This is a genomic window from Demequina sp., from assembly GCF_016278775.1.
In the GTDB taxonomy this organism is placed as follows: Bacteria; Actinomycetota; Actinomycetes; order Actinomycetales; family Demequinaceae; genus Demequina.
The window spans coordinates 101,982-122,895 of sequence record NZ_JADQBF010000004.1; the positions used below are offsets into that span (position 1 = coordinate 101,982).

A 20,914-nucleotide genomic window follows, 5' to 3' on the forward strand; every position below is an offset into this window, starting at 1 on the left:
TGCTACACCGCCGAACGCACCCGCATGATCGCGTCGATCGGCACCGCCGACATGGCGCCCACCGAGGTTGACACCTCCACGTAGTCGGCGCCCACCACGGCGATGAGCCCCGTCACCTCTCCAGCGCCGTAGTCCATGATGACGCGCGCGCGATCACGAGCCAGCGCGCGCAAGGCGTGCCCGATCCCCAAGCGGCGCTCCACCTCACTCACGGTGGACGTGCGCGGCGGCAAGCCGGACACCAAGGCCACGGCCCGCATCGGCACCAGGGTCTGCGGCCCACTCGCGCCCAACAGCAGCCACTGCACGGCCGCGTCGACCACCACCCCGTGCACTGCCTCGCCGTCGCGAAGCGTCAACGCCACCGTTTGGCCCTTGGCGGTGAGCAGCCGTTCAGCCAGCTCGATCGACGCCCGCTCCGCACGGGTGAGGTCGGAGACGTCTGCCTGGAACTGCGCATCCTGAGCGGCGCTCAACTGTGTCTCAAGGTCCGCAAAGAGGTCATCCCATCGCATGCAGACACGGTAGCGAGGCCAGCTATCCACAGTCGCGGTCGACACGCCAAACGCATTCGTGTATACCTAACATCATCAAACTTCATCAAATGCAGTCAGACGACGTTGAGGAGGGGCTATGCGGATCATCGGCAGGTTGGCCGCGTGGGTGGCTGTGGTGGGAATGCCCGCAGTGGCGTGGGTACTGGCACAGATCGCATGGGCACTATGGGACGGCCGCGAGGCAGTCGTGCACGTGGACGACCTCATGGCCATGGGCGCCGCGGGCTTTGGGGCAGTCGTGGCCGGGTATCTCGCGGCGACCGGCTGGGCGATGGTGCTGGGTGCGCTGCTCAGGGGTGGCAGGTCAGTGCCCCGCTCCATTGCGACCCTCGCCCCTGCGTCGTGGCAACGCGTCACCGCGACCGCTCTGGGCGTGACCATGAGCGCCGGATTGGGTGCGCCAGCGCTCGCTACGCAGTCAGAGGCGCCGCAAGTGGGGTGGAGCGAGCCCTCCACGAGTCAACCGGCCCATCCGGCCCACGCCAGCACCACCCTCGCCAGCCCTGCCGGGTGGGTTGTGCCTCCAGCCTTCACCACGCCCAGCGCGGGTTCGCCGGACGGCGGCACTGTCACCGTCGGTTTCACTCCCGCACCGGCGGCGGCTCCGACCGCGCAACACGCTCCCGCAGTGCAGCAGGCAGAGCAGGTCACTCCCGCGGGTATGGTCGCCACCAGCGAGTCCCCCGATGCTGCCCAGACGTACACGGTGGTCCACGGCGACTCGCTGTGGCGCATCTCGGCCAAGATCCTGGGCCCAGAGGCGAGCGACGCCGCCATCAACAGGGCCTGGCCAGAGCTCTACGCCGCCAACGCCGACGCCGTGGGCCCCGACCCCGCTCTCATCCACCCCGGCCTCGTGCTCACCGTGCCAGCCGGGCTCGGCTCATGACCGCCGTCGCCTACGCGGTTCCGCAGCCCGGCTTCACCCCGGCACCGCAACCACGGCCAACTCCGGCGCCACCGTCGGTCGTTCCCTCCGCGTACCGCAAACGGCGCGCACTCGGCGACCCCACCCCCTTGGCATGCACGGTGGCTCGCACCGCCATGGAGGTCGCACTCGGGGCGGAAGGAATCCACACCCTCACGCGGTGGATCACCCCCACCCTGCGAACATCTCTGCTCAAACAACGCTCGCTCGCGCGGCGTGCGGCCTATGTGGCCAGAGGAGACATCGCGGTGGCACGCATTCGCGTGTGCCGCGTGAGCGCCACTGCGGCGGAGGCAGGTCTCGTCCTCATGGAGGGCAAGATCGCCCACCCCGTCGCGATGCGCTTGGAGGCGTGCGCCGGGCGCTGGCTCATCACCGTCCTGGATTTGGGCTAGTCCCGGCTACTCGTTCTTCCCGTGGCACATCTTGTACTTCTTGCCTGAGCCACAGGGGCACTGCGCGTTCTTTGCGGTTCCTGGGAACGTTCCGCCATCCGCCTCTGTCTTGGTGGCGGCCTTGGGCTTCGACGACGTCGCCTTGCCGGTACCGTCGTTCGACGGCCCCGAATAGGTGAGAGCCCCCATCGAAGACGTCACCGGACCGCCTCCGGTGGTAGTGCCGCCAGAGGCCTGCCGCCGCTGCTGCGTTCCGCCAGCCTTGGACCCAGTGGCGGCAGGCGCATCGCCTGCAGGCTTCGACTTGGATGCCGTGGCGGCGGCGCTCGTCGCATCGACAGACGCCGTCGGCTGCGGAGTCTGCTCGCGCTTCTCCACGCGATACAACACTTGCAGCGACTGCTCCTTGACCGCATCGGACATGGCACTGAACATCTGATGAGCCTCACGCTGGTACTCGATCAAGGGGTCGCGTTGACCCATCGCCCGCAGCCCGATGCCCTCCTTGAGGTAATCCATCTCATAGAGGTGCTCGCGCCACTTGAGGTCGATGACCTGCAGCAACACCTGGCGTTCCACCTGGCGCATGATGTCGGGGCCGATGCGCTCCTCGACGGCGTCGTACGCCACGCGGGCATCGGCCGTGATCTCGCGCTCAAGGAAGTTCTGCGTGAGGTAGCGCATGCCGCCCGCCTCTTCCACGACCTCGTCAATCGTGAGGGACACGGGGTAGATGGTGCGCAACTCGGTCCACAATGCGTCCAGGTCCCAATCGTCTGGCGCACCGGCCATCGTGGCCGCGCGCACGGCCGAGCCGGAGACGTCGTCCACAAAGCCACGCACCTCGTCACGAAGGTTCTCGCCGTTCAGAATGCGGCGGCGCTCGCCGTAGATGATGGTGCGCTGCGACGACGCGACATCGTCGTACTTGAGGATGTTCTTGCGGATCTCTGCGTTGCGACCCTCGATCTGGGCCTGGGCGCTGCGCACGCCGCGGGTGAGCATCTTCGACTCGATCGGCAGATCGTCAGGAAGCGCCCCAGAGTTCATCATGGTGGCCGCGAGTCCCGACTGGAACATGCGCATGAGGTCGTCCTCAAGCGACAAGTAGAAGCGGGACTCACCAGGGTCGCCTTGGCGACCGGAACGCCCACGCAGCTGGTTGTCGATGCGGCGCGACTCGTGGCGCTCGGTGCCCAGCACGTACAGTCCACCAGCGGCCAAGACCTCTTCGTGCTCCGCCGCCACGTCTGCGGTGGCCTGCGCGAACACGTCATCCCACACGCGCTCGTACTCGTCCGGCTGATCGTGCGGGTCGATGCCGCGTCGGTGCATCTCTTGGACCGCACGGAACTCAGGGTTGCCGCCCAGCATGATGTCGGTACCGCGGCCAGCCATGTTGGTGGCTACCGTCACGGCGCCCTTGCGGCCAGCCTCGGCCACGACAGCGGCCTCGGCGTCGTGCTGCTTAGCATTGAGCACCTTGTGCTTGATGCCGTTCTTGCGCAACTCCTTGCTGAGGCTCTCGGACTTCTCCACGGAGACGGTACCGATGAGCATCGGCTGGCCATTCTTGTGGCGCTCCAGCACGTCTTCGAGGATCGCGTTGTACTTCGCCTGCTCGGACTTGAACAGCAGGTCCGACTGATCGATACGGATCATCGGCATGTGCGTCGGGATGGAGATGACGTTCATGCCGTACGTCGCGTTGAGTTCCGAAGCCTCCGTCTGCGCTGTGCCCGTCATGCCGGCGAGCTTGTCGTACTGCCGGAAGTAGTTCTGCAACGTGATCGAGGCGTACGTCTGGTTCTCCGCCTTGATCTGCACGCCTTCCTTGGCCTCAATGGCCTGGTGGAGGCCCTCCGAGTAGCGTCGCCCGGCCAGCAAACGTCCGGTGTGCTCGTCGACAATGTGCACCTCGCCGTTCTGCACCACATACTCGCGGTCGCGGCGGAACAGTTCTTTGGCACGGATGGCGTTGTTGAGGAATCCGATCAGCGGCGTGTTGGCTGGGTCGTAGAGGTTGTCGATCGACAGCGCCTGTTCGATCTTGTCGATGCCAGGCTCGAGGATTCCGACGGCGCGCTTGTTCTCCTCGACCTCATAGTCCTCCTCGGCCTTCAGGTCGCGCACCAGTCGCGCAAACTGCACGTACCACTGCAGGTTGTCGCCTGCCGCGGGGCCGGAGATGATGAGCGGGGTGCGGGCCTCGTCGATGAGGATCGAGTCGACCTCATCGATGATCGCGTAGTGGTATCCCCTGTGCACCAGTTGCGACGGATCCATCGCCATGTTGTCGCGCAAGTGGTCAAAGCCGAACTCGTTGTTGGTGCCGTACGTGATGTCCGCCTGGTATTGACGCTTGCGCTCGGCAGGTTCCTGACCGGAGATGATGCAGCCGGTCTCCAAGCCCAAGAAGCGGAACACGCGTCCCATCAACTCTGACTGATAGCTGGCCAGGTAGTCGTTCACCGTCACCACGTGCACACCGTTGCCAGTAAGTGCATTGAGGTACGCGGGCAAGGTGGCCACCAGAGTCTTGCCTTCGCCGGTCTTCATCTCGGCGATGTTGCCAGCGTGCAGTGCGGCGCCGCCCATGATCTGGACGTCGAAGTGCCGAAGCCCGAGCGTGCGCTTGGAAGCCTCCCGCACAGCGGCGAAGGCCTCCGGCATCAGCGAGTCCAGGCTTTCGCCGTCGGCGAAACGGTTCCTGAAGTCGGCGGTGAGTCCGCGCAACTCCTCGTCCGTCAGGTCGAGGTAAGCGTCTTCTAGCGCATTCGTGAGGGTGACTGTCCTCTCGAGGCGGCGCAACTGGCGCCCCTCACCCATGCGGATGATTCGATCAATAACTGCCACGGTGCTATGTCCCGCCTTCCTGCGTGGGCCACCGTCCATCCTAGGTGGTTGCCAACTGAGGTTCTTGTCTGCGTGGGCGCAATAGCGTGACAGCCGCGCCCAGCGCTGCCGCTCCGACCATACCGCTTGGCCCGAGCCGTTCCGCCAACACGATCACGCCCAGCACTGTCGCCACGAGGGGTTCCAAGAGCGCCACAATCGTGGCAACGAATGGCGGCACCGTTGCGAGCCCAGTAAGAAAGGCCGCGTACGCCACGGCGGTCATGGCAACACCCAGGACCAGGATGAGGGCCCATCCGCTCAGGCCACTTGCCGCGCCGATACCAGACAAGGCGGCCACAGGGATCAGCAGCACACCGCCAAACGTGAAGCCGATGGCGGTGAGGGGGATGGGGTGGAGTCCCTCGACGGGCTTGCGGTTGAGTACCGCGATGCCAGCGAACGTCGCGCCGTTCGCCACGGCGAGCAACCCGCCGAGCAAGCCGTTGGCACCCAGTTGCAGGGACCCCGACAGCAGCAACCCGAGGCCGACGAGCGCCAGAACCAACGCGAAGACGGTGCGCCGCGTGGGGCGAACCCGGTGAAAGGCCCAGTCGAAGACGGCGGCGAAGAACGGGGACGAGCCGATCCCGATGAGGGTGGCGAGGCCGACGGACGACAGGCTGATGGCGGAGAAGTACAGCGCCTCGAACAGCGCCGTCAGTGCGCCGGTTGCCGCGATGCGACGCCACGCCTGGGCACTCAGAGACCGCGGTCGCAGGCGGGGCACCACGATGACCACCACGAGCAACGCCAGCCCGCCCACGAGCATCCGCCACATGGCAACGGAGAGCGGGCCAACACCCTCGTCGCGGGTGATGAGCGCGCCGACGACCCCTCCCGAACCCCACAGCACGGCAGCAAGAGTCACCGCCAAGAAGTCACGAGTGCGCACCTGCGAAGGGTATCCGGCGCACGCTCCTCACAGGCACCGGCGCCCGGCGCTCGCCTCGGGGGGGCCGAGTTCGCCGGGCGCGGTGCCCTGGTGCGGAGAAGTCGCTAGGCGCTCTTGCGCTCCGCAGCGTCGCGGGACTCTGGGTCGATGTGGATGACGCCGTACGTCCATCCGCGACGCCGATAGACCGCGCTGGGCAGTTGAGTCTCTGAGTCGAGGAACAGGTAGAAGTCGTGTCCCACCAGCTCCATCTGGTCAATCGCCTCTGAGACGGTCATGGGCTCCGCAGAGTGGGTCTTGGAGCGGATCACGATCGGGGTGCCGTCGAGTGGGATCTCGCGCACCGAGTCTCCTGGTGCGCCTTCCCAGGACTCCACGTTCCCCACGGGCGGGGTAGCCGCGGCAGCGTCCGCCTCCACCACCTCGCGCAGCGACGGCGCTCCGTTGTGACGGTTGGCGCGCCGTTCGTGCAGCTTGCGCAAGCGATCACCGATACGGGCTGCCGCGAGTTCAAGGGCTACGACGCGGTCGTCTGCCGACGCTTCGACACGGATCACTCCGCGATCGTGAAGCGTGATCTCGACCCTTTCCGCATCGGCCGCCAATCGGGGGTTTCGTTCATGGACCACATGAACCTCGACCCGCGTTGCCTTCGGAGCCAATGCCGCGATCTTCTCCATCTTGGACGTGATGCGCTCACGCATGTCGTCGTTGACTTTGGTGTGGCGACCCACAATGGCAATGTCCATGGCAACTGCTCCTTCGAGTGATGCCGCGCTCTGGCGCGGCGGGACGGGACGTGATGGGGGGCGCCGCTTCGCGCCTTTCGCATCACCCCCTTCGACTCAGAAGGTGCGACCAGTTGGTCGTCGTAGTCGTCACGATACTTGCCCGGCGGCACGCGCGCCATACGCCGGAGCAGCGGCCAGGCAGAACCCCGCGGCGACCGTGAGGAATGTCACCTGGAGTGCGCTGGTAGCGGCCGCAATGGTCGCTCCTGTGGTGATGACGTCGTCCACTAAAAGTGCCCGCCCTTGAGCCCGGCCGCGGCCCACGGCGCGCACGCTTGACGCTTGTCGCCACCGTTCCCGGGCGCTCGACCCGCGCTGTTCCCCTGCGCCGATGGCGAGGGCTTTCACCACCCGCGCATCCACACCAGCGTCGCGCAGGCCCGTCGCTGTTGAGTGGGCCAACAGCAGCGGCAGGTCGATGCCTCGGCGGCGGGTGCTGCGTCTGCGGGCAGGCACCGGCACCACCGAAATCGGGGAGCCCACGGCGTCGGCAATGTCACGGGCACCACGGCGCACTACCCCAGCAAAGAAGGCATCGAGGTCGCGCCTGCCAGCATCCTTCCAGGCCGACACCATGGCGTGGTTCGTGCCAGCGAGGCTGGCAATGGCCCACATGGGAAGTGGCGGTTGACCTGGCACGTCGAGCCGAGGAGCGGCCGACTCCGATCGCAGCGGCGGCTCCCACCAAGGTGCCTCGCACTCGTCGCACCAACGCACGTCACGTAGACCGCAGCCTGGGCACTGCACGGGCACCACCGCTCGCGCGACGTCGCGCGCGGCCTGGGCACACCACGCGGGCGGGCGGCGATGCCAGGCGGGCCAGCGGGAGCGCCACTCACTCAATGCTGCGGCTTGTGCCGTGCTGCTGCGAGACGTGACCACCGCGTCATCGTGGCCCCGGCACGGCGTGCGCGGCGCACCGCATCGCCCGGGTTGGGGATCAGCGCCGCGGCACGGACCTCGGCACGACACGGCTAGCCCGCGTAGGCGACGTCCCTCACCCCTGACAACTTGGGTGCCCAGCCGTTGCCGGACCTCGCCACCAACTCTCCGTCCGCTGACACGGCCTTGAGTGTGCGCACTCCGTTGCGCGCCGTCACGGAGACGGCGCCCGCATATGTCGTGAAGTCGGTGGTCCACCCACCGATACCCACGAGCGCCATTTCCCCAGATTCTTCGCCAAGCGCGACGACCGAGGTGCCATCGACCCATTCGAGGTCGATCGACGGCCTGACCGTTGACCCAAACGCCAACGGTTCGCCCACCGCGAGCGGGCGCCCGTCTTCGTGCCTGGCGATCGAGACCACCTCGAGGACCTGTTCCACCCCTGACCGGCTGAGGATCGCCAACCTGGCGCCGTCGCGGGACACCGCCACCGACTGGACGGAAGACCCGGCGAGCCACGGGGCAGCGATTTCTATCGTGTCTTGCTCAGGGGCCGCCACCGCAAGGACACCTTCAGACACGGCCTCAGTGCTCCACATCCATCCGTAGACATCAAAGGACGGGGCTACCATGCCGGTGCCCGGGATCACCTCGGTGGAGGGGATGATGGCACCCTCCACTGGCGGCTCCGCGTCGTCCGCCGCCACCAGGCCACCTTCGGCCGCGAGCGCGGTGCTCACGTGCACCGATCCGCCCCACTGGAACGCGACCGTGGTTCCATCGAAACCCAGCGCGAAGCCGTCCGCAGTCTCGGGGACAACACCGGCGGCTGACGGCGTCACCGACGTCGCCTCACCGTCCCACAGCGCGAGCCGCCCGTCGACCACGACGAGTGCCTGTTCCCCCGGCAGTGCGGCGGGCTCGAGCACCACGGAGGCGTCACCACCAAGGGCAACAGCTCCCACCGTCGTCACCACGTCCTGAACCAAGGGCAGCTGAGTGAGCGTCTGCAGCATCTGCTGTTGGGCGAGCGAACGCTGCGCGGGGTCGCCAGCGGACCCGAGCGCGAGCGCGACGTTTGCGACGCCGTCGGTCACCACCACCGAGTCGACGCCCAGGGCTGACCCAGGGGGGAACCCCGTCTGAACGCCGCCAGCCAACCATGCCGACGGCCCCTCGACGAGTTCGCGCGCGGCGGCGGTCGCAATCTGGTCGTTGTCGGCGAACCACCGCACTTCTGGCACCTGGGTGGCGCCGTTGGCGGCCGCGAAGTACAGGCTCACCGGCCGAAAGAACCGCTCAAAATTGGCTGCCGACATCACCATGCCGTCGTCGAGTGCCGTGATGCGGTATCTGCCGAACTCGTCAATCCCCACCTTGAACTCGAGGTCCTTGCGGACGTCGGCGGAGGCGGTCACCATCACTCCGGAAGCATCGACTTCCGCGGCCACCGGAACGGAGTACGTGAAGGTGCCGTTGTCCTCGTTGTACGACGGAACCACCTGCCGAGAGTCGAAGACCGTGACCTGCGCGAGCGGGTCCCACTCGAGGGCGGCCGGCCCCGTGAGAAACTCGCGCGCCACGTCGAAGCCGCTGACCGAACCTCCCGCGGCGGCGGTGAGGAACCCTTGCACGATGGAGCGTGGCGTCGCGTTGGGCCCAGGGCCCGTCAGGATGGGCGGGATTGCCCCAGGCTGGACCACATCGGTGTCCCCTGGCCTGACATCCCCGCTCGTGGGGATCGACGTGCACGCCGCGAGCGCGAGGCACGTTGCCAAGATCACGAGGGCTCGCCTCACAGTTCCACCTCCGTCGACAACGACACCCGCGGTCCTACGTCGGGGAAGTCCTGCTCGCCCATCTCAAGCGGCAACGGGTCGCGAAGACCGAGCCCCCGTGAGCCACACGGCAACATGAGCCGGAATGAGGCTCCTTCTCCCGGCCGCCCCGCCGCCTCGAGCACGCCATCGTGAAGCAAGGCGTCCTCCCTGGCGATCGACAGGCCAAGACCGGTGCCACCCATCGTGCGAGCGCGCGCTGGGTCTCCCCGCCAGAAGCGGTCAAAGACGCGCTGCGCCTGGGAGGGGGACAGGCCGACGCCGTAGTCACGCACCACGACGGCGATCGTGCGCGCGGTCGACGCGACGCCGATGTCGACCGGGCCGTCTTGGGCGTGTTCGATTGCATTGGACAACAGATTGCGCACGATGCGGCCCACGCGCGGCGCGTCCATAGACGCCATGTGCTGGCCCTCTTGCACCCACAGCCGCAGCGGCACCCCTTGATCAGCGGCGGCGGGAGCCAGCGTCTCGACCTGGTCCCTCACCACCTCCGCCACGTCGTGCGCCTCGAAGTCCAACTGCGCGGCACCAGCGTCGATGCGGGAAATCTCGAGCAGATCCGCGAGGAGCGCTTCGAACCGGTCGAGCTGCGTCGCCAGCAGTTCGGCGGAGCGTGCGACGGAAGGCGAGAAGTCGGCCCGCGCGTCGTGCAGAACGTCCGACGCCATGCGGACCGTGGTCAACGGCGTGCGCAACTCATGCGACACGTCTGACACGAAGCGGCGCTGGAGGCGGGACAGGTCCTCCATCCGGGTGATCTGGCGTTGAAGGGACGCAGCCATGTCGTTGAAGGTGGTGGCGAGGGTGGCCATCTCGTCGTTGCCCTTCACTCTCATCCGTTCCGACAGGTGGCCGTCGGCCAGCCGCGCGGCCACTCTCGCGGCGGCGCGCACAGGGCGCACGGCCTGCAGGGTTACCGTCCAGGTCATGAAGACCACGAGCAACACGAGGGCGGAGGCGCCGAGCGCGAGGACACGCTGGATGAGGGCGAGGGTGTCCTCCTCATCGGCGAGCGAGTACACGAAATACAACTCATACTCTTCGGCGGACTTCAAGTCGAGAGGGGCGCCAACCACCACGGCCGGCGCGCCGGAAGGCAACTCGGCAGGCTGCCAGAACTGGTTCGACTCGTTCACCACGGAGGCACGGAGGTCTGGCGTGATGAGGGGTATCAGTTCCTGTTGGCCGAACAGAGTAAGGAACACATCCGAGTCGTTGTTGGGCGAGCGCAACAGCACCAAGCTGCGCGACGCGCCCCCCAGCTTGTTGAGCGCCTGCAGCTGGTCGATCACCAGTTGCTGAAGTTCGCCGGGCGTCTCCGCCGTGGATGCCTCGAACACCTGTTGGGTGCTCTCGATGTCTCGGGCAGACTCCACAAGGATGCGCTCCACGCGCTTGTCCACTAGTCCGTCGCGAATCTCGGTCGTCACATACGCGCCCAGCACCGCCACGGCCGCCAGACCCACCACGAGCGTCGAGGTGATGACCCTCAGCAGCATGGACCTGGTCCAGCGGCGCCACAGTTTCTGGACTGGCGCGAGCAGCATCATGCCCACCGCGCGCGCGCTGAATCTCACGACGTGTGGCCGCCAGCCTTGTACCCCACTCCGCGCACGGTGAGCACAATCTCGGGATTCTCGGGATCGTGTTCGATCTTGGCGCGCAGCCGTTGAATGTGGACGTTGACCAACCGGGTATCGGCCGCGTGGCGGTAGCCCCACACGTCCTCGAGCAGCACCTCGCGGGTAAACACCTGACCCGGAGCGCGCGCGAGCGTCACCAGCACGTCGAACTCGAGAGGCGTGAGCTGCACCACCTCTCCGCCGCGGGTCACCCGGTGGCCGGTGACGTCGATCTCAAGGTCGCCGATGCGCACGACGCCAGGCGAGATGTTGTCATTGCGGCGCAGCCTGGCGCGCACACGCGCGATGAGTTCGCGTGGCTTGAACGGCTTGGGGATGTAGTCGTCCGCCCCCGACTCCAAGCCGAGCACCACGTCGACGGTGTCCGACTTGGCCGTCAGCATGATGATCGGCACGCCAGACTCGGCGCGGATCTCCCGACAGATGTCGATTCCCGACTTTCCAGGAAGCATCAGGTCGAGCAGGATCACGTCTGGTTGCTCGGCACGGAAGATGTCGACCGCCCGATCCCCGTGATCGCAGAACACCGGATGGAATCCGTCGGCTCGCAACACAATGCCCGTCATCTCCGCAACTGCTGGGTCGTCGTCGACCACCAGGATCTTTGCCACCATGTCGCCATGATGCCACGGCCCACCACTTGACGGGGCGCGCGCCTTGGGGGTGGGCCCGAGGCGTGGCAAGATGGGCGGCACACACGCGAGGAGGGGACGTGACGGACAACGGCTCGTCGGGAAACGACGGTTGGGCCATGCCGGGCACGAACGTGCCGCCGCCTGGGCAGGCACCCCCTGGCGCACCAGGGTCCGGTTACGCTCCACCTCCAGCGCCCGGCTACGCCCCGCCACCGGCGCCCAACTACGCGCCTCCTCCTGTACCGCCAGGTGCGGGTGTGCCACAGCAGCCAGCACTGACCTACCGTTCGTGGCAGCCGGGCATCGTCGCGTTGCGCCCCTTGCCCTTTGGCGACTTCATCACGGTGCCCTTCAAGGCCATGCGCTTCAACCGCGCGGTGGTGGTGGGCGGACCGCTGTTGCTGTTCACCGTCAGTGCGATGCTCACGGCCCTCGCGATCTGGGCCGCGGCCAACGACAGCGAGCTCAACCTGTTCTCCTACTACGACTCCTTCAAGGGAATATCCACCTCGACGATCGTTGCCGCGGTGATCGCGGGGCTTTCCTGGGTGGTCTCGGACGTGTTGGCATCCTCGATCGTTTACCCCGCCGTGGCGCGAGCCATGCTGGGAGAGCGCATCACGTTCTCGGCCGCAATGAAGGCCACCATGGCGCGCATCGGACACCTGTTGCTGTTGTCGGTGATCGCCGCCATACCGCTGCTCATTGTCGCGGGACTCGCGTTCTGGGGACTGGTCACCACGAATCCGAATGATGACTCCGCTTTTGGCGCCGCGCTTCTGGGGACCATGGCCCTGATCTTGTTGGTGATGGTGCCCATCGCCTTCGCCATCAGCGTGTACTCGGTGGTCGCCCGCGGAGCCATCGTCTTGGAACGCGCGAACGCCATCCAGGCGATCAAGCGAGCCATCCAGCTCGTGCCAGGGCGTTTCTGGTGGTCGGTGCTCATCATGTTCGTGGTGGGGCTGATCGTCGGCGCCGTCCAACAGGCTTTCGGCTTCGTCACCCAGTTCGCCGCGATCATTCCGATGGGGCTCACGTCGAGCGGCAACGCCGACGCCGCGGTCGCGATCGGGTTCATCGTGGGGTACATCTTCCAGTTGATCGCCATCTGCGTGACGCAGTACTCGTTCTTTGGGTCAACAAGTGCGCTCATCTACCTCGACATGAGGATGCGCAAGGAGGGCCTCGCGTTCGACCTGGCCAAGGCCGCAGAGGCGCGCTACGCCGCCGCTCAGAACTCCATGGCGTGACATGGCCATGGCCCCACGGAGCATCCCCATCGAGCCAGATGCAGAGACCGCCCGTCAATGGGTGGTCGACGAACTGGCCAAAGACGCCTACGACGCGACGGGCCGTTCGTGGCTTCAACGATTCCTTGACTGGGTAGCGAGCCTGTTCGATGGCGTCGGCGAGGCCACTGGCAACTTGGGCTTCGCCGGAGTGCCCGGCGCCGTGGTCGCGATCCTCCTGGCGGTCCTCTTGGTCGCACTCATCGTGTTCATCGTGTGGGGGCCGATGCGCGCCTCGCGCCGTCGCAAGGCCTCCCACGCCGTCTTCGAGGACGACGTGCGCGACTCGAAGGCGATGCGTTCGGCGGCAGAGCGCGCCGCCGCCCGTGGCGACTGGACACTCGCCGTCATCGAACGCTTCCGCGGCATCGTCCGTGATGTGGAGCAGGCCGGTTGGGTGGCCGTCTTTCCCGGCATGACCGCGTACGAGTTCGTCACCCAGGCTGGGGAGCGGGTGCCCGCGCTCACGAGCGAGCTCGACTGGGCTGGCGATCTGTTCGATCGGATCAGGTACGGGCACGACGCGGGAAGCAGGGCCCACTACGAACGCATGGTCGCGCTCGACTCCGCCACCGCGTCGGCCCGCGTCGTGGGAGCGACGGCATGACCGCGACGCTCGAGCGCACGGACGACGGCTTTGTGCGCCGCAGCGAAGGTCCAGGGGTCAAGCGCCGTGTGGTTGGTGCCAAGTGGGCCATTGGCGGGGTGGTGCTGGTGACCATCCTGGCGTTCATCGCCTATGCGCAGCGCGCCGACAACGACTACACGCCGCTGTCCATCAAGAACTATGAGCCCGGCGGCGCTCGAGCACTCGCGGAGGTAGCAGGCGACCAAGGGCTCGACATGCGCCAGATCGAATCTCTCAGTGACGCCCGCATCACCGACCCAGAGTCGACCACGTTGGTGATAGCCAACGGCGAGGCGCTGCAGGCTTTCCAGGCGCGCACCATCCTGGACTACCCAGGCGACGTGGTCATCATCGGCGAGAGCCATGCCCTCCTGACGGAACTCGGGGAGTACCTCTGGGTGGTCGAGTCGACGGAACGCACCCTCGAAGCGGGCTGCAGTCACGTCGACGCGCGAGCCGCAGGGACCGTCTCGACGTCTGGAGCGGTGATCGCGGGCACCACGGATGCCACGGCCCGCTACTGCTTCACCGCCTCCGACAACGGGGGCTCCACCGTGGTGTTCACGCACGGCACTGCAGGCGGGCGTGTGACGGCGGTAGCCGATCCCGCGATCGTCGTGAACGACACGATCGACAACGAGGGCAACGCGGCGCTCGCCTTGCGGCTCATCGGCAAGCACGACAACGCCGTGTGGTACGTCGGATCACTCTTCGACACCACGATTCTCACCTGGACGTCGCCAGACAACCCCCACGGCCCCGCCCAGCGGGATGACGTGCCAGCCTCGACTGACTTTCTCCCTCCGGGGACGGGCAACGCGGTGTTCGCCCTGGTATTGGCGATGTTCTTCGTGGCGCTGTGGAGGGCCAGGAGGTTCGGCCCCCTGGTTCACGAGCCGCTGCCGGTGGTGATTCGATCCTCAGAAGCGACGCGCGGGCGGGCCCGGCTGTACCGGAGCGCGGGAGCCTCCGGCCGTGCCGCGGCATCGCTGCGCGCCTCGGCCGCCACCCGCATCGGCGCCCGCATCGGCGTGCCGCGGTCATCCGGCAAGGCCGTCCTGCTGGCCGCCACCGCGAGGGCCGCCGGGCGACCAGTGGCCGAGGTTGAGGCAATCCTGTACGGCCCACCGCCAGGCAACGAGTCCGCCATGATGAGTCTGATAGAGCAGATCGACACACTCGAAAGAGAGGTACACCGAACGTGAGCGACACCGCACCACGACCGGAAGAGCCCCAGTCCGCGCCCCCGCTGGCGCCGTCGGATGCTCCACCCACACCGCCAACCCCTCGCTTCTCCGCTGACCCCGGGGCCAGCTATGCCTCCGCCGCAGCCGATGCCCCCGCGTCGGAACCTGCGTCGGAAGCTGCCCCGGCGTCGGCGTCGCAACCCTTCACCGGACCGAGCGACACCGTCACCTCCCCCGCCCGTGATGCGCTCGGACGCATCCGCATCGAGATCGGCAAGGCGGTGGTGGGCCAGGACCGCGCCGTCACTGGCCTGGTGATCGCGTTGCTGTGCAAGGGCCACGTGCTGCTGGAGGGCGTGCCAGGCGTCGCCAAGACGCTCTTGGTGCGCACCATGGCTCAAACCCTCGGGCTCGAGTTCTCGCGTGTGCAGTTCACGCCAGACCTCATGCCTGGAGACGTCACCGGTTCGCTCGTGTACGACGCGCGCACCGCAGCGTTCTCCTTCCGCCAGGGGCCAGTGTTCACCAACCTGCTGTTGGCCGACGAGATCAACCGCACTCCTCCCAAGACGCAGTCGTCGCTCTTGGAGTCGATGGAGGAGCGCCAGGTGACGGTGGACGGCGACTCGTTGCCGCTGCCAGACCCGTTCCTCGTGATCGCGACCCAGAACCCCATCGAGTACGAGGGCACCTACCCGTTGCCAGAGGCCCAGCTCGACCGCTTCATGCTGAAGCTACCGATTGGGCTGCCTGAGCGCGCTGACGAAGCCTCCGTGCTGCGCCGCCACGCCGACGGCTTCAATCCCCGCGACCTCGCCGCCGCGGGTGTCGGCAGGGTCGCGTCCGCAGCAGACATCGAGGCGGGACGCCGGGAGATGGCCACCGTCGATGTGTCTGACGACATCATCAATTACGTGGTGGACATCGCTCGCGCCACCCGCGAGATGCCCTCCGTGTCGCTCGGCGTCTCACCTCGTGGAGCCACCGCACTCATCGCGGCGGCGCGAGCGTGGGCCTGGATGCGCGGCCGCACCTTCGTGTCCCCTGACGACGTCAAGGCGCTTGCCGCCTGGACCCTCGCCCACCGCATGCAGCTGCGGCCGGAGGCCGAGCTTGAAGGCGTCACACGCGAGTCAGTGCTCACGTCTGTACTCGCGTCGGTGCCGGTGCCTCGCTAGATGTACATCACCGGCTGGACGGCACTCCTCGCAGTGCTCGGCGCGATTCCCGCGACGATCACCAGGAGTCAAGACATCGCGTGGCTGTGGATGTTCGGCGTGCTCGCGCTCGCCGCCATCGATGCCATCGCGGCGCCGTCCACCCGCTCCATCTCCGTACGTCGCACTGTGCCTCACTCGGTGCGCCTCACGGAGGCGACGCAGTCGACGCTGACGCTTGCCAACACGTCCTCTCGCCGCGTGCACGGCTCCGTGCGCGATGCCTGGCCGCCGTCGGCGGGAGCAGGGAAGAACCGCCACCGCTACTCGCTTGCGAGGGGGCGCACTCAGGTCTTCACCACGCCGCTCATGCCAACGCGGAGAGGGGACCGCAAGGCAGCCCACGTGACCCTGCGGATGGAGGGCCCACTGCGCCTTGCGGGCCGACAGCGAGCGCTCCCTGTCGACACGTCGCTCAGGGTCCTTCCCGAGTTCGCATCGCGCAAGCACCTGCCAGCCCGGCTGGCGCGGCTACGTGAGCTCGACGGACTCAGCCCGATTCTGATGCGCGGGGCCGGTAGCGAGTTCGACTCCTTGCGCGAGTACGTCATCGGCGACGACGTGCGCACCATCGACTGGCGCGCCACTGGAAGGCGCGCAGACGTGGTGGTGCGCACCTACCGCCCCGAACGCGACCGGCGCGTCTTCATCGTGGTCGACACGGCTCGCCTATCCGCCGCACGCGTGGGTGACGCGCCCCGCCTCGAGGCCTCGATCGAAGCCGCGTTGCTGCTCAGTGCTCTCGCCTCGCGAGCTGGCGACCGCGTCCAGGTCACCGCGTTCGACCGCGTGGAGCGGGCGCGGGCTCAGGGCGCTTCCGGGTCGGCGCTCATGCCAGTGCTGGCGTCGGCGTTGGCTCCTGTGGAACCCCACCTCATCGAGACGGACTGGCCGGCCCTGGTGCGGCTCATCGGCGAGCGCCTGTCACAGCGTGCGCTCGTGGTGCTGCTCACCACCGTGGATATCTCGCTCGTGGACTCGGGGGCCCTGCAGGCGATTGCGGCACTCCAGCGAGACCACCACGTGGTGATCGCCTCCGTCGACGATCCAGACGAGGGCACGATGCTCCAGGCACGCGGCGACGTGGAGTCGGTATACACGGCGGCGGCCGCTGCCCGCGGTCGCATCGAGCAGGACATGGTGGTGGCAAGGATCCGCAAGTCGGGCGCCGACGTGGTGAGCGCACTGCCAGACGACATCGCACCGCGGCTGGCGGACACCTACTTGGCGCTCAAGTCGTCGGGAAGGCTGTAACGCGCGCCCGCAACCGTCGTGTCGCCTCCCGCTATCGAGCTAGCAGTGTCACAAACCGAGCCGCAGGGCTCCTAGTGCGCGACGGGAGCCATCTCCACGCGGAAGCCCTGTTCGGCGTCTCCAGAAGCTCCGCGCTGCGACGCCCACCTGCCCACCCCGAAGATGTAGAGCCAGAACGCCAGGAAGGCCAACGCACCCACGGCAATCTTGAGCCACCACGCCATGTGCGAGCCCGTGATGTAGCCCTCGATGAGCCCCGACAGGAACAACGCGATCGTCAGACCCAAAGCCACGGACAGCAGCGTGCGGAACATCTCAGCGAGCGCTATCCCTCGAGGGAGCCTGCCGGGCACCAGGAGCGTCCAGAACACCTTGAAGCCCGCCCCAGCGGCCACGAACACCGCGCTCAACTCCAGCAGCCCATGCGGAATGATGAGCTGGAAGAAGATGTCCAGCATGTCGTGCTCGGCCATCACGGCGCCTGCGACTCCCAACTGGATCACGGTGTTGTACATCAGGATCAGCGGGAAGACGCCCGTAATGCCGAGCACGATGCACTGCGCCGCGAGCCACGCATTGTTGGTCCACACGAGCGCCGTGAAAGACGTCGAGTCGTACTCGACGTAGTAGCTCGCGAACTCCTCTTTAGCGATCTGCGCGCGCACCTCGGGCGGGCCGACCAGCTCGAGCGCCGCTGGCGAGTTCAGGGTGTAGTAGCCAGCCACCACGCCCATACCGACCACCACGAGAGCGGTGATGGCGCCCCACCACCGCACGCGATACAGCGCGGCAGGCAACGAGGTGGTGAAATACCTGCAAATGTCGCCCGTGCGCACCTGGTGAGAGCCCGTGAGCCACACGCGGGAACTGCCGAGCAACATGGACAGCCGGGTGATCAGCGCAGGCTCGGGCGCGGCGGAACGCACCGTCGACAGGTCCGACGCGGTGGCGCGATACAGGCGCGTCATTTCGTCGGCATCGGCGCCGGTACGACGACGCTGGCGCGCCAATTGCTTGAGCCTGCTCCAGCGGGCTTCCCTCAAGGCGGAGAAGGCGTCGATGTCCACGCCGCTACCATGCCATATATGGAGGGGCGATGAGTATCGACGAGGAAATTGTTCTTGGCGAGGGCGTGGCGATCGACTCGGGCGCCGCGTCCGTGGTGATGCGCGCAGGATCTGGCGCGATCGACGCGATCATCATGTACGTCGGCTTCGTGGTGTTGGTCAACGTCGCTAGCCCACTCCTGACCTCGGTCAACTTCGCCATCGTCAGGGCACTGACAATCGTGCTCTTCGTCGCGTGGTTCGTTGGCGTGCCCGCGCTCGTCGAAACCCTGACGCGCGGCCTCAGTGTGGGACGACTCGCGCTTGGCCTGCGCATCGTGCGCGATGATGGCGGCCCCGTCTCAGCACGCTACGCGCTCGGCCGTGCCCTGGTCGGCCTGTTCGAGGTCTATCTCAGCGCCGGCTTGTTCGCCGTGATCGCGTCGTTCATGTCGGCTCGCGGCAAGCGCATCGGCGACATGCTCGTCGGCACCTATGCCATGCGGACCAGGGGCGGGCGCAAGGCCATGCCCCCCGTCGTGATGCCCTTCGGCATGACCGAGTGGGCGCAACAGGCTGACGTGCGGCGGCTCCCAGACGGTCTGGCGCTCACGGCGCGGCTGTTCCTGGGGCGCGCCCACCAGATGTCCCACGACGCTCGTTACCGCTTTGGCACCGAGATCGCCGGACAGCTGGCGTCGTACGTAGCACCGCCCCCGCCAGAGGGAACGCACCCCGAGACCTTCATCGCCGCCGTGCTCGCCACCCGCAGGGACAGGGAGTACGTGTCCGGCATCTCGGCTCAACGCCTCAACGCCGAAGAGTTTCAGCGGCTGTCAGTGCTGCCGTACGGGATTCAGGACAGCGACAACTAGCCGCCGACCGCGCCTAGTAGCGGTAGTGATCGGACTTGAACGGGCCGTCGACCGGCACGCCCAGGTAGTCGGCCTGCGACGGAGTCATCGCGGTGAGGCTCACGCCCAGTGCGTCGAGGTGCAACCGCGCCACCTTCTCGTCCAGTTCCTTGGGAAGCCGGTGCACTCCCAGCGGGTACGCGTCGACGTGGGTCCACAGTTCGATCTGCGCGAGCACCTGGTTGGTGAACGATGCCGACATCACAAAGCTGGGGTGGCCCGTCGCGTTTCCGAGGTTCATGAGTCTGCCCTCGCTCAGCACGATGATCGAGTGACCGTCCGCAAACGTCCATTCATCCACTTGCGGCTTGATCGGCTCGCGCTTGGCGCCAGACCGGGAAAGCCCCGCCATATCGATCTCGTTGTCAAAGTGGCCCACGTTGGCCACGATCGCCTTGTCCTTCATGGCGGCCATGTGTTCCACACGGATGATGTCCTTGTTGCCCGTGGTCGTGATGAAGAAATCAGCGCGGTCAACGTAGTCCTCGACGCGTGTCACCTCGTAGCCGTCCATCGCCGCTTGGAGGGCGCAAATCGGATCCACCTCTGACACCACCACCCGAGCGCCTTGTCCGCGCAGCGCCTCCGCGGCTCCCTTGCCCACGTCCCCGTAGCCGCACACGAACGCGATCTTGCCGCCCATGAGCACGTCGGTGGCGCGGTTGAGCCCGTCAGGCAGCGAATGCCTGATGCCGTACTTGTTGTCGAACTTGGACTTGGTCACAGAGTCGTTGACGTTGATGGCGGGGAAGAGCAGCTCGCCGCGCGCGTGCATCTGGTCAAGCCTGTGCACACCTGTGGTGGTCTCTTCGCTCGTGCCGACGATGCCTGCAGCCATGCGCGTGAAGCGCGTCGGGTCCGCGGCGAGTGAGCGGCGCAGCACGGCCCTCATCCCCTCGACCTCCGCGTTGTAGGCGGGGTCCTCCTCTTCGAGCGGGGGCGGCACCGCGCCAGCCGTCTCGAAACGCACACCCTCGTGCACCAGCAGCGTCGCGTCTCCGCCGTCGTCCAGGATGATGGTGGGCCCATCGTGGCCCTCCCACGTGAGAATCCTGTCGGTGTACTCCCAGTACTCCTGGATGGTCTCGCCCTTGATCGCGAACACCGGCACTCCGCCCGGCGCGCTGTAGGTTCCAGGGCCGACGACGATGGCCGCTGCCGCGTCATCTTGGGTGGAGAAGATATTGCACGACGCCCATCGCACCTGGGCACCGAGCGCCGTCAGGGTCTCGATCAACACGGCCGTCTGCGTGGTCATGTGAAGCGATCCGGCGATGCGCGCGCCCTTGAGCGGCTGCGCGTCCCCGAACTCCTCGCGGAGCGCCATCAGGCCAGGCATCTCCACCTGGGCCAAGCGAATCTGGTGGCGGCCGGAGTCGGCCAAGGCGAGGTCGGCGACGATGTGCTCAATCATGGGGGTCTTCTTTCGGTGGGTTCACGAGCGGTGGGCGGCCCAGCGCGCCACCGCCTCAGCAGCGGCGGGCTCCAGGTAGATCGTGAAGGGCTGGTGTTCGGCGCTGGCCAGCGTCACCTCGGCCATGCTCGGGGAGGCAGGACCGTTGACGGCCATGACGGCGCCAAGTTTGACGGTGCTTGACGGTTGATGAATGCGCACCGGCGCGCCTTGTTGCTCGTAATGATTCATCACGAGGTCGCCCGCCGAGGTGATGGTCACGACGAGTCGTGACCCGGTTCGATGCGCCCCCCACCACACCGTGCCGAATCTCTCGCCCGGACGAAGGCCGAACTTGGTGAAGTAGAAGGCGCTCACCGTGGGCTGAACCGCGGGCTTCTTCGACGCTCTCACCAGCGCAATGATTCCGGCGACGATGCCACCGATAATGACCAGCGGAATGAGTAGCCCCATGAAGAGTTGGCCGAAGGCGTAGCCGGAGTCGTATGCGTCCACCA

At 66.9% G+C, this 20,914-nt stretch carries 19 protein-coding genes; 8 read left to right on the plus strand and 11 right to left on the minus strand.

Translation table 11 applies throughout. The features are described 5' to 3' along the window. Window positions 1–2 precede the first annotated feature (2 nt). The gene (locus QZZ33_RS00765; RefSeq protein ID WP_291377559.1) at window positions 3–515 is read right to left on the minus strand and encodes a hypothetical protein; all 513 of its coding nucleotides are present in this window, start codon (window positions 513–515) and stop codon (window positions 3–5) included. 118 nt (window positions 516–633) lie between these two features. Here QZZ33_RS00765 and QZZ33_RS00770 point away from each other — a divergent pair, with 118 nt between their 5' ends. Then, window positions 634–1,446, plus strand: coding sequence for a LysM domain-containing protein (locus QZZ33_RS00770; RefSeq protein ID WP_291377560.1), 813 nt, complete (start codon window positions 634–636; stop codon window positions 1,444–1,446). Further along, window positions 1,443–1,880 (plus strand): Rv3235 family protein, encoded by a 438-nt coding sequence (locus tag QZZ33_RS00775; RefSeq protein WP_291377561.1) that lies wholly within the window; start codon window positions 1,443–1,445, stop codon window positions 1,878–1,880. Before QZZ33_RS00770 ends, QZZ33_RS00775 begins: the two co-directional genes overlap by 4 nt. A 6-nt stretch (window positions 1,881–1,886) precedes the next feature. On the opposite strand, the gene secA is transcribed toward QZZ33_RS00775, so the two are convergent. The 7 genes from secA to mtrA form a co-directional block, all read right to left on the minus strand. Further along, window positions 1,887–4,775: a preprotein translocase subunit SecA gene (secA, locus tag QZZ33_RS00780; RefSeq protein WP_291377562.1), complete on the minus strand. Its 2,889-nt coding sequence runs from the start codon at window positions 4,773–4,775 to the stop codon at window positions 1,887–1,889. Window position 4,776: 1 nt separating this feature from the next. Further along, the gene (locus tag QZZ33_RS00785; protein ID WP_291377563.1) at window positions 4,777–5,670 is read right to left on the minus strand and encodes a DMT family transporter; all 894 of its coding nucleotides are present in this window, start codon (window positions 5,668–5,670) and stop codon (window positions 4,777–4,779) included. Window positions 5,671–5,774: 104 nt separating this feature from the next. Beyond that, window positions 5,775–6,419, minus strand: a complete 645-nt coding sequence (raiA, locus tag QZZ33_RS00790) for a ribosome-associated translation inhibitor RaiA (protein WP_291377564.1) — start codon at window positions 6,417–6,419, stop codon at window positions 5,775–5,777. Window positions 6,420–6,548: 129 nt separating this feature from the next. Next, complete coding sequence (locus QZZ33_RS00795; protein WP_291377565.1) at window positions 6,549–7,076, minus strand: hypothetical protein; 528 nt, start codon at window positions 7,074–7,076, stop codon at window positions 6,549–6,551. Window positions 7,077–7,435: 359 nt separating this feature from the next. After that, entirely contained in the window at window positions 7,436–9,145 is a 1,710-nt protein-coding gene (locus QZZ33_RS00800; RefSeq protein ID WP_291377566.1) for an LpqB family beta-propeller domain-containing protein, read from the minus strand. Then, window positions 9,142–10,764, minus strand: coding sequence for an MtrAB system histidine kinase MtrB (gene mtrB, locus QZZ33_RS00805; protein WP_291377567.1), 1,623 nt, complete (start codon window positions 10,762–10,764; stop codon window positions 9,142–9,144). The genes QZZ33_RS00800 and mtrB overlap by 4 nt, the downstream gene beginning before the upstream one ends. Then, window positions 10,761–11,444, minus strand: a complete 684-nt coding sequence (gene mtrA / locus QZZ33_RS00810) for an MtrAB system response regulator MtrA (protein WP_291377568.1) — start codon at window positions 11,442–11,444, stop codon at window positions 10,761–10,763. Before mtrA ends, mtrB begins: the two co-directional genes overlap by 4 nt. Window positions 11,445–11,722: 278 nt before the next feature. Between mtrA and QZZ33_RS00815 the strand changes: the two genes are divergently transcribed. Genes QZZ33_RS00815 through QZZ33_RS00835 form a run of 5 tightly spaced genes read left to right on the plus strand, consistent with a single transcriptional unit; the run spans window position 11,723 to window position 17,043 of the window. Continuing rightward, window positions 11,723–12,718, plus strand: a complete 996-nt coding sequence (locus QZZ33_RS00815) for a hypothetical protein (RefSeq protein WP_291377569.1) — start codon at window positions 11,723–11,725, stop codon at window positions 12,716–12,718. 7 nt (window positions 12,719–12,725) lie between these two features. Further along, window positions 12,726–13,364, plus strand: coding sequence for a DUF4129 domain-containing protein (locus QZZ33_RS00820; protein ID WP_291377570.1), 639 nt, complete (start codon window positions 12,726–12,728; stop codon window positions 13,362–13,364). Then, complete coding sequence (locus tag QZZ33_RS00825) at window positions 13,361–14,590, plus strand: DUF4350 domain-containing protein (protein ID WP_291377571.1); 1,230 nt, start codon at window positions 13,361–13,363, stop codon at window positions 14,588–14,590. The genes QZZ33_RS00820 and QZZ33_RS00825 overlap by 4 nt, the downstream gene beginning before the upstream one ends. Continuing rightward, window positions 14,587–15,750, plus strand: coding sequence for a MoxR family ATPase (locus QZZ33_RS00830; protein ID WP_291377572.1), 1,164 nt, complete (start codon window positions 14,587–14,589; stop codon window positions 15,748–15,750). Before QZZ33_RS00825 ends, QZZ33_RS00830 begins: the two co-directional genes overlap by 4 nt. Further along, window positions 15,751–17,043, plus strand: a complete 1,293-nt coding sequence (locus tag QZZ33_RS00835; protein WP_291377573.1) for a DUF58 domain-containing protein — start codon at window positions 15,751–15,753, stop codon at window positions 17,041–17,043. A 71-nt stretch (window positions 17,044–17,114) separates the two neighbouring features. Here QZZ33_RS00835 and QZZ33_RS00840 read toward each other — a convergent pair whose 3' ends face one another. After that, on the minus strand, window positions 17,115–18,110 hold the full coding sequence (locus QZZ33_RS00840) for a stage II sporulation protein M (protein WP_291377574.1): 996 nt from the start codon (window positions 18,108–18,110) through the stop codon (window positions 17,115–17,117). A 29-nt stretch (window positions 18,111–18,139) separates the two neighbouring features. Between QZZ33_RS00840 and QZZ33_RS00845 the strand changes: the two genes are divergently transcribed. Next, complete coding sequence (locus QZZ33_RS00845) at window positions 18,140–18,964, plus strand: RDD family protein (RefSeq protein WP_291377575.1); 825 nt, start codon at window positions 18,140–18,142, stop codon at window positions 18,962–18,964. A gap of 13 nt (window positions 18,965–18,977) precedes the next feature. Here the strand turns inward: QZZ33_RS00845 and ahcY are convergent, their stop codons facing one another. Together ahcY and QZZ33_RS00855 are read right to left on the minus strand one after the other, a co-directional pair. Next, window positions 18,978–20,417: an adenosylhomocysteinase gene (gene ahcY, locus QZZ33_RS00850; RefSeq protein WP_291377576.1), complete on the minus strand. Its 1,440-nt coding sequence runs from the start codon at window positions 20,415–20,417 to the stop codon at window positions 18,978–18,980. A 21-nt stretch (window positions 20,418–20,438) separates the two neighbouring features. Then, window positions 20,439–20,912, minus strand: coding sequence for a hypothetical protein (locus tag QZZ33_RS00855; RefSeq protein ID WP_291377577.1), 474 nt, complete (start codon window positions 20,910–20,912; stop codon window positions 20,439–20,441). Window positions 20,913–20,914 lie beyond the last annotated feature (2 nt).